Origin of the sequence: Helicobacter valdiviensis (genome assembly GCF_003245365.1) — a bacterium.
GTDB classification, from domain to species: Bacteria; Campylobacterota; Campylobacteria; order Campylobacterales; family Helicobacteraceae; genus Helicobacter_D; species Helicobacter_D valdiviensis.
The window spans coordinates 1-3552 of sequence record NZ_NBIU01000064.1; the positions used below are offsets into that span (position 1 = coordinate 1).

The 3552-nt window shown below is 30.3% G+C and carries 3 protein-coding genes and 1 pseudogene; all 4 read right to left on the reverse strand.

Annotated features, from left to right (window positions below):
- Positions 1-879, reverse strand: an 879-nt coding sequence (locus B6S12_RS11565; RefSeq protein ID WP_245892655.1) for a lysozyme inhibitor LprI family protein, incomplete at its 3' end; no start/stop codon positions are given.
- 28 nt (positions 880-907) lie between these two features.
- A complete protein-coding gene (locus B6S12_RS10360; RefSeq protein ID WP_111230699.1) occupies positions 908-1915 on the reverse strand; it encodes a lysozyme inhibitor LprI family protein in 1008 nt (335 codons plus the stop codon).
- A gap of 59 nt (positions 1916-1974) precedes the next feature.
- Positions 1975-3036: a lysozyme inhibitor LprI family protein gene (locus B6S12_RS10365; protein WP_111230700.1), complete on the reverse strand. Its 1062-nt coding sequence runs from the start codon at positions 3034-3036 to the stop codon at positions 1975-1977.
- A gap of 21 nt (positions 3037-3057) precedes the next feature.
- Positions 3058-3552: pseudogene (locus B6S12_RS11570) on the reverse strand (bacteriophage T4 gp5 trimerisation domain-containing protein); the annotation flags it as partial.

Sequence of the window (3552 nt, forward strand, 5' to 3'; positions counted from 1 at the left end):
GCTTAGTATAGGATGATCATAATCAAATTCTAGCCGTTGTGAAATCTTATTGCTTGGCATAGCATATGCGCCAAATGCCATGTAAGGCACCTCATTTACCATACAAACTCTTTCTTTAGTCTTTGGCCCATGAAAATGCAAATCATCTCCATAGATTTTATCACTTGCTTTTGCATCTAGCTTACCATTTTTATATATTGCAAGTGCACTAAAATATTCCCCTTGTGAAAGAATTACATTATCTAACACTCCATCATTATTAATATCAATTTTTCTTTTATAGACTTTAGGAAAACTAATATAAGGATCTTTTTCCTTGATAGCTTTTACCATTGCTTCTTTTATAATCTCTCTTTTTTCTGTGCAATACCAATAATAAACGCCATATTGATTATTAGCTCCAAAAGCACAAAAACCTATACTAAAGGGAGGATTGATGGAAGGAGGAACTTCTTGCCATTTACTCCAATCAATCTTATAACTTCTTGCATATTCACATAATTCTTTATTATTCGAATCTAGCACTTCTCCTAGAAGTTTAAGTAAATATATAATGCGTTCTTCATAGGCATCTCCCATAAAATGAACTTCATCTAAATGTTTAATAAATGCTCTTTGTGATTCTAAAAGATCTTTTAGTCTTTGTTCCTTATTAGGAAACTTAGAGATTTTTAACTCTTTTCTTAATTGTGTATAGACTTCGCTCATATAACGATCTAAATTTTGTAACTCCCCACTTTCATCATTGCAAATTACCTCTTCAACTCTTGTAGTTGCTTTGGCACAATTAAAGCTAGGTTTAGCTTCTTCTGGAGATTGGGCATTAGCACTAATACTTAAAGTAACACAAATCCCTAAAACCATTAAAAACTTTTGCATAAGAACTCCTTTTGTAATTATTTTCTTTTTAGTAAGTGCATTTTAACTCTCTTTTATTACCTTCTAAAAGATAAATGCGTGTTTTTGGATAAGTAGAATTCTCATCAAAATTAAATCTATGATTATAAAGAGTAATATAATTTTTGCCTTGAAATTCTATAACTCCATAGGATAAATGGCTTAGTATAGGAAACTCAGAATCAAATTCTGGTTGTTGTGAAACTTTATTGCTTGGCAGAGCATATGTAGTAAATGCTATGCAAGGCACCTCATGTTTTATACAAACTTCTTCTTTAGTCTTTGGTCCATGAAAATGCAAATCATCTCCATAGATTTTATCACTTGCTTTTGCATCTAGCTTACCATTTTTATATATTACAAATGCATCAAAATATTGTCCCGTTGAAAGAATTACATTATCTAACACCCCATCATTATTAATATCAATTTTTCTTTTAAAAACATAAGGATATCCTCCAATAAAATCTTCTATTTTTTCTGTAAGCTTTCCTTTTTCTGTGCAATACCAAGAATAAACGATATCTCTATTATTTCCTCCAAAAGCACAAAAACCTATACTAAAGGGAGGATTGATGGAAGGAGGAACTTCTTGCCATTTACTCCAATCAATCTTATAACTTCTTGCATATTCACATAATTCTTTATTATTCGAATCTAGCACTTCTCCTAGAAGTTTAAGTAAATATATAATGCGTTCTTCATAGGCATCTCCCATAAAATGAACTTCATCTAAATGTTTAATAAATGCTCTTTGTGATTCTAAAAGATCTTTTAGTCTTTGTTCCTTATTAGGAAACTTAGAGATTTTTAACTCTTTTCTTAATTGTGTATAGACTTCGCTCATATAACGATCTAAATTTTGTAACTCCCCACTTTCATCATTGCAAATTACCTCTTCAACTCTTGTAGTTGCTTTGGCACAATTAAAGCTAGGTTTAGCTTCTTTTGGAGATTGAGCGTTAATGCCAACACTTAAAGTAACACAAATCCCTAAAACCATTAAAAACTTTTGCATAAGAACTCCTTTATTTTAATCTGTATTTTTTGTTGTTTCAAACATTAATTATTCCTTTTTTAGTAAGTGCATTTTAGCTCTCTTTTATTACCTTCTAAAAGATAAATGCGTGTTTTTGGATAAGTAGAATTCTCATCAAAATTAAATCTACGATTCCAAAGAGTAATATAATTTTTACCTTGAAACTCCATAACATCGTAAACTAAATGGCTTAGTATAGGACACTCAAAATCAAATTCTAGTCGTTGTGAAATCTTATTACTTGGCAGAGCATATGTAGTAAGTGCCATGCAAGGCACCTCATATGCTATACAAACTCTTTCTCGAGTTTTTGCTCCACTAAAATGCAAATCATCTCCATAGATTTTATCACTTGCTTTTGCATCTAGCTTACCATTTTTATATATTACAAATGCATCAAAATATTGCCCTTCTGAAAGAATCACATTATCTAACACTCCATCATTATTAATATCAATTTTTCTTTTAAAAACATAAGGATATCCTCCAATAAAATCTTCTATTTTTTCTGTAAGCTTTCCTTTTTCTGTGCAATACCAAGAATAAACGATATCTCTATTATTTCCTCCAAAAGCACAAAAACCTATACTAAAGGGAGGATTAACAGAACGAGGAACTTCTTGCCATTTACTCTCATCACTCTTATAACTTCTTGCATATTCACATAATTCTTTATTATTAGAATCTAGCACTTCTCCTAGAAGTTTAAGCAAATATATAATGCGTTCTTCATAAGCTTCTGTTGTAAAATAAATATATTCGTTGTAAGCTTTATCATAATGTTTTTTAAAATTATTGGTTTCATTAACTTCATATAAGTTTTTAATAAATGCTCTTTGTGATTCTAAAAGATCTTTTAATCTTTGTTCCTTATTAGGAAACTTAGAGATTTTTAACTCTTTTCTTAATTGTGTATAGACTTCACCCATATAACGATCTAAATTTTGTAATTTCCCAAGTATATCGCTACATATCATCTTTTCAACCTTGCTCTTTGCTTTAGCACAATCAAAACTAGGTTTAGCTTCTTCTGGGGATTGTGCATTAATACTAATACTTAAAGTAACACAAATCCCTAAAACCATTAAAAACTTTTGCATAAGAACCTCCTTTAATTTATTTTACTCTGCCTTAACCTCCCCACCTTTAACCACAAGTCCTTTGGAATCTATCACTACTTCTACTCCACCTGCTTTAATAATCACGCAATCTCCCTTAGCAACAATTTGCGTTTCACCTACTTGGTGGAGGATTTGGTTACCTGCTTTTACTTCACAATCTGTTTGAAAGTCACTGTATTTAGATTCTGCAAGTTCTGTATGTTGTTTTTTAGTTTGTGTGCTTAAATTTTGTTCTGTGTATATATCAATGTAATTGTTAGTTTGCATACTAAAATGTTCTTCTGTAAAGTAATTTATTCCTTTATTAACATGAAGTTCAAGTTTTCCCTCAACCACCTCCTTTTTATTTCCTTTCACATTCTTTATCTCATCTTTATGGATAATAGTATTTTGATTAACACCTATTTCTATGTCTTTATTTTCTCCTACATATTCACTAGAATTCTTAGCTACTCTTACTTTATTATCTACTCCTACATTTAAAGTATTAGATAA